Annotated in this window: 5 protein-coding genes; 3 read left to right on the top strand and 2 right to left on the bottom strand. The window is 47.2% G+C overall.

All coding sequences use genetic code 11. The features are described 5' to 3' along the window. Window positions 1-119: 119 nt before the first annotated feature. Window positions 120-761: a C1 family peptidase gene (locus WMO75_RS18715; RefSeq protein WP_349078725.1), complete on the bottom strand. Its 642-nt coding sequence runs from the start codon at window positions 759-761 to the stop codon at window positions 120-122. 183 nt (window positions 762-944) lie between these two features. Next, the gene (locus WMO75_RS18710) at window positions 945-1,388 is read right to left on the bottom strand and encodes an RbsD/FucU family protein (protein WP_022214549.1); all 444 of its coding nucleotides are present in this window, start codon (window positions 1,386-1,388) and stop codon (window positions 945-947) included. Between the two features lie 301 nt (window positions 1,389-1,689). Here WMO75_RS18710 and WMO75_RS18705 point away from each other — a divergent pair, with 301 nt between their 5' ends. The 3 genes from WMO75_RS18705 (at window position 1,690) to xylB (ending at window position 5,209) form a co-directional block, all read left to right on the top strand. Next, on the top strand, window positions 1,690-2,541 hold the full coding sequence (locus tag WMO75_RS18705; protein ID WP_173907017.1) for a class II fructose-bisphosphate aldolase: 852 nt from the start codon (window positions 1,690-1,692) through the stop codon (window positions 2,539-2,541). A gap of 26 nt (window positions 2,542-2,567) precedes the next feature. Beyond that, a complete protein-coding gene (locus WMO75_RS18700; RefSeq protein ID WP_349078724.1) occupies window positions 2,568-3,590 on the top strand; it encodes a LacI family DNA-binding transcriptional regulator in 1,023 nt (340 codons plus the stop codon). Window positions 3,591-3,694: 104 nt separating this feature from the next. After that, a complete protein-coding gene (xylB, locus tag WMO75_RS18695; RefSeq protein WP_349078723.1) occupies window positions 3,695-5,209 on the top strand; it encodes a xylulokinase in 1,515 nt (504 codons plus the stop codon). Window positions 5,210-5,452: the final 243 nt, after the last annotated feature.

The following is a 5,452-nucleotide window of genomic DNA, read 5'->3' as shown; positions in this document are numbered from 1 at the left end:
AAGGCTGCTGTCCGGGATCATGGAAGAAGAAAGGTCGCGGATGTGAGAGTTGTCCGTGGGAAGCGGAACCTGATCTTCTGTAGCCATGCCGGACCAGGTACTCAGGAAAAAGGAAGCGATCATGCCATTTCCACCGTTATGATAATTGGTCTGGTGGATAAAATGGTCATCTGGGGTGTTTCCGCTGTGGAGAGCAGACTGAAAGCCCAGCAGATGCCAAAAGGGTTCTGGTTTTTGACGGAAGTTATGAGGTTCTGTTCTCTGGAATCGTAACTTTCAGGAAAAATATCCCAGAGAGAGACCGAAAAATCACTGTTTACCTCTTCTTCCGGGGTAAAGGCGGTCAGAGTCTGCATCGGCGCGAGCTGTGCCTGTCGTTCCTCTTCTGTCATAGGACGGCCGAGAATGTAATCCAGGTTTTCGGCTGTTTCGTCGGAATCTCCGGATGTGAACGTATCCTCATCTTCTGTCTGAGAGGAAGCAGGGGATTCGTTTTCAATGGAAGTGCCAGAGGAATCCTGTGAAATATCCGGGATGTCTGTGTCAGGCGCTGCTTCAGCAGAAGCGTCTGTGTTTTCGTCTATATCTTCCAGACTGATGTCTGTATCCGAAGAAGTTACCTCTTCGTCAGAAGAAATAAAGTCAATATCAGTGGACTGTGCAGAGACAGTCTGAACGGCAGGCATGAAACTTCCTGCCAGAACAGCGGCAGAGAGAATCACAGAAAGACTGCGCAGGAATCGGGGTGTTTTTTTCCTCATTAAAAATCCTCCTGTTAACTTGACAGCTCAGGAAAGTGCCTGACTGCATTTTTTAACGAATCAAGTAAGTCCCCCACAGGGTTGCGAAGAGTAATGTGGGGACTTGCATATAATTATCATAACATGAAAAAATGCCCCGGACAATAAAGTCCGGAGCATTTCAGAAGAAAAGATGGCCGATGATTAATTGTTGATGACAACACCTTTCTGCAGCATAACGTTTGCATACAGAGCTTTTTCACTTGTGGAGATGATGCAGTAAGCTGTTTTGGCTTCGTCATAGAATGCAAAACGCTCGATGTTTCCTACAACTGCGTCTCCTCTGTCATCGTACTTGCGGATGATTTCTTTGTAGGTATCCCAGATCGGGGTTTCTACATCGTCACCAGGCATAACTTCCATAAGGTTTACAGGATGTTCTACATAAGTATCCAGCGGGAAAACTTTGAGAATAGCTTCCAGAATTTCCGGTACACCGTGTCCGTCGCAGCGGATGGTGATCGCATTCTTGCCCATGGATTCAACCGGGAAGTTGCCGTCTGCGATTACAAGACGGTCGCTGTGTCCCATTTCGCATAATACTTTTAATAATTCTGGTGATAAGATTTCAGGAATTCCTTTTAACATATCTGTGCCTCCGTTCATTTCTATAAAATAGGGTGTCCGGATCTGCATGAGCAGACAGGGACGCTTCTTTTTATCATTATCTTAAAATTTACCTGCATTTGAATGGTTTGACAAGAGAATATTTTCCTGTAAAAGATGAATATTTTACGGTTGACAGAAAGCCGTTACAGAGGTATGATGAAGTCAAACGGAAACGTTTCGGTTTTCGCGGTAACAGGCATTTATATAGCTGTGAGGATACTGAACGGTTATGAAGTTGCTATAAAAATATCATACATATAATGATGAGGAGGAAAACATCATGGCACTTGTTACATCAAAAGAAATGCTGTTAAAAGCTCAGGAAGGCGGTTACGCAGTAGGTGCATTTAACGCCGAGAACATGGAAATGGTCAAAGCGATCATCCAGGCAGCAGAGGAACTCAAAGCACCGGTAATGATCCAGACAACTCCGTCCACGATCAAATACGGCACCGTAGAAACTTACGCAGCGATCGTTGCAGCAGAAGCAAAGAAAGCATCTGTTCCGGTATGCCTCCATCTGGATCACGGCAGCAGCTTTGAACTGGCTATGCAGGCAATGCATGCAGGATACACTTCTGTTATGATCGACGGATCCAAACTGGATTTCGAGGCAAACATTGCAGAAACCAAACGTGTGGCTGATGTAGCAAAAGCACTGGACATCCCTTGCGAAGCAGAGCTTGGCAAAGTCGGCGGCAAGGAAGACGACCTTGAGGCAGAGGCAGACACCAACACAGATCCGCAGGAAGCGAAAGAATTCGTAGAGCGTACAGGAGTTACCTCTCTGGCTGTTGCAATCGGAACTGCACATGGCTTTTATGTAGGAACACCGGTTCTTGACAAAGAGCGTCTCAGCGAGATCAGAGAAGTTGTTGATATCCCGCTTGTTCTTCACGGAGCATCCGGACTCAGTGATGAGGATGTTATGGACTGCGTAAAACGTGGTATCTGCAAAGTAAACTTTGCAACAGAACTCCGTGCAGCTTATTCCAAAGCAGTCAAAGAACTTCTCGCAGAAAAACCGGATACTATCGATCCGAAAGCATACGGCAAGACAGCAATCGCAGCAGTCAAAGAACTTGTTATGGCAAGAATGAAAGTCTGCGGATGCGACGGTAAAGCTGAATAACTGATACAGAAGGGCAGTGAGGCGGGATGGCAGCAACGATGAAAGATATTGCCAGAAAGACAGGACTTGGTCTGGCAACGATCTCTTCTTATTTTAATGGCGGGAATGTCAGAGAAAAAAACAGAATAAAGATTGAAGCAGCCATTGAAGAACTTCATTATGAAGTCAATGAGGTCGCCAGAGGACTCAAGACAAATGCGACCAAGACTATCGGTGTTGTGATCCCGGAGCTGAACAATACGTTTTGTGCTGAGATCATCACCGGAATGGAGGATGTTCTACGGAGCCACGGTTATGCAACGATCGTATGTGACTGCCGGACTGATAAGAAACTGGAATGTGAAGCGGTGGAATTCCTGATCCGCAAGCGTGTGGATGGAATCATCAATATGCCGGTAGATGAAGAGGGAAATCATCTCAGGAAGTTCCAGAAGACAGGGAAGCCTATTGTTCTGATCGACCGTAAGATACAGGGGATTTCCTGCGACAGTGTTCTGGTTGATAATCGGAAAGCGGCAGAGGATGCAGTGCAGTGCTTCATAAAAAAAGGTCACAGAAACATTGGAATTATTGGTGGACCGGAGGGGATTTTTACAGCACAGGAGCGTCTGGCAGGATATTCCAAAGCGTTGAATGAGGCAGGAATACCGATTCGGGATTCCCTGATCTTTCATGGAGATTACACGATCCAGGGAGGGGTCCGCGGACTGGAGAAGCTGGTTCGGGACAATCCGGATATGACTGCTGTTTTTGTTACGAACTACGAGATGACAATGGGGGCGATGATTGGAGTAAATGAACTGGGTATCCAGATTCCACAGCAGCTGTCCCTGATTGGATTTGACAATCTTCAGTTTGCACGTGCATGTAACCCGAAACTTACGATTGTGTCTCAGCCAACGGACGGAATTGCCAGAGAGGTAGCCAGGATCATGCTGGAACATCTTGAGAACGGAAAGCAGGAAGGCAAAGAAAGCTTTTCTGAAAAACTCCGGACAGAGATCATTGAGGGAAAATCCGTAAGCTTTCTGAACGGAAAGCTGCCGTGAATGGAGTGAACAGCAACAACTGGAACAGACTGCCGGAATGTGGCAGCAATTTATAGAAGGAATCGCTACTGTTTACAGGTAGTGGAGAAATGGGAGCAGCAGAAATGACAAAATCATATTTACTTGGTATTGATATCGGAACAAGTGCGTGCAAGGTTGCTGTGTTTGACAGAGAGGGGAAGGTTCTGGCAGCAGCAAATGGTGACTATCCGGTATATTATCCACAGGAAGGCTGGGCAGAACAGAATCCGGAAGAATGGTGGAGCGCAGTCTGTAAAGCAACAAAAGAAACGATTTACAAAGCTGGAATCGCACCGGAGGAGATCGCGGGAGTCGGTATTGACGGACAGAGCTGGTCAGCCATCGCCATCGACAGAGAAGGAAAAGTCCTTACCAACACACCGATCTGGATGGATACCAGAGCACAGGTAATTTGTGACCGGCTGAATGAGGAGATTGGTGCAGACAGGATTTTTGAAGTGGCAGGAAATTCTCTCCAGCCATCTTATACGACAGCAAAAATCATCTGGTATAAAGAAAATCTTCCGGAAGTTTACAAAAACATCTATAAGGTCCTTCAGTCCAACAGCTATATCGCCTTCAAACTGACAGATGCCATCACACAGGATGTGTCTCAGGGATATGGACTTCACTGTTTCGATATGAAAAAAGCCTGCTGGGATGAAGAAATGTGTGAACTTCTTGGAATTCCGGTGGACTTTCTGCCGGAAATCTGCAACTGTGATCAGGTAGTTGGAACTGTCACAGCAAAAGCAGCCCAGGAATGCGGACTTGCAGAGGGCACCCCGGTAGTTGCCGGAGGTCTGGATGCGGCCTGCGGGACACTGGGAGCCGGAGTTATTCATCCGGGAGAAACACAGGAGCAGGGCGGACAGGCCGGTGGAATGAGCATTTGCACAGATGAGTACAAAGCAGATCCGAGACTGATCCTCAGCTATCATGTTGTGCCGGACAAATGGCTTCTTCAGGGAGGAACCACCGGAGGCGGCGGAGTCATGCGCTGGTTTGAACGTGAATTTGCAGACTATGAGCGTATGATGAAAGAACAGACAGGAGTTTCTTCTTTAAATCAGCTTAATGAGATCGCAGAAAAAGTAGCTCCGGGCTGTGACGGAATGGTCTTCCTTCCATATATGTCAGGAGAACGTTCTCCGATCTGGAATCCATATGCCAAAGGTGTTTTCTATGGTCTTGACTTTTCAAAGACCAAAGGCCATATGGTCCGTGCCTGCATGGAAGGCGTAGCTCTGTCCCTCAGACACAATCTTGAGATCGCAGAAGAAGCCGGAGCAAAAGCAGAAGTCTTAAGAGCCATGGGAGGCTCAGCAAACTCCCTCCTCTGGACCCAGATCAAATCCGACATCACCGGCAAACCAATCGTAGTCCCGGCCTCCGACACCGCAACAACCCTCGGAGCAGCCCTCCTCGCCGGAGTAGGTACAGGCTTCTACAAAGACTACAACGAAGCCGTAACCCTGACCGTAAAAGAAACCCGTCACCACGAGCCAGATCCGGACAACAAAACAGTTTACGACCAGACCTACCAAACCTACCTGGATCTCTACAAATCCTTGGCCCACCTGATGATCAAACACTAAGAGTTTGTAGTCACTTGAGGATACAGATTTATATAATAACCAGCAATATTGTTCCCTTAAGGACAACGTTCCTCACAGGAACATCATAATATACAACATTCGACAGTATGTCCCCACACAGGACACTCTACCAACATAAATAACCAGGAGAGAACACCCCCACCAAAACATAGAACTATCAGTAACGTAGCTCATGTTTCAGGAAAAAGCGCAGGGGGTGTCCGAGGGGGCGACGCGCTCGCC

The sequence above is a fragment of the Blautia intestinihominis genome, assembly GCF_040096655.1.
Lineage (GTDB): Bacteria > Bacillota > Clostridia > Lachnospirales > Lachnospiraceae > Blautia_A > Blautia_A intestinihominis.
This window is presented reverse-complemented; position numbering and strand designations above follow the sequence as displayed.